The following is a 286-nucleotide window of genomic DNA, read 5'->3' as shown; positions in this document are numbered from 1 at the left end:
GCGAGTCATTGCGCGACCAGCATAAAGCAGTGCGTTTAAATAACCCGGTTCGGTTTCGTAGTTATTATCAGTTAATAATAATACGGCTTGATCGAGTGCCCAGCGTTTACCTATTTCACCGTCTCTTTTAACACCCGCAAATTCACCATCAATATACACTTCAAATACGCCATTGCTTGGTGCGGTATAAAATACAAAAGCTATACGGTGCCAGGTATCAGGCTCAGATGTGCCAAAATAACCACTGTCGCTGGTTGATGCACCTAACCCACCAATAGGATTAATA

1 protein-coding gene is annotated in these 286 nt (G+C 43.0%); it reads right to left on the bottom strand.

From position 1 onward, the window contains the following. Positions 1-286, bottom strand: a 286-nt coding sequence (locus tag AAEY83_RS14075; protein WP_351059782.1) for a hypothetical protein, incomplete at both ends; no start/stop codon positions are given.

The organism is Psychrobacter sp. TB20-MNA-CIBAN-0197 (assembly GCF_040309765.1).
Classification (GTDB): domain Bacteria; phylum Pseudomonadota; class Gammaproteobacteria; order Pseudomonadales; family Moraxellaceae; genus Psychrobacter; species Psychrobacter submarinus.
Note: the sequence above shows the minus strand (reverse complement) of the source record. Positions and strands in the feature narration are given on the sequence as shown.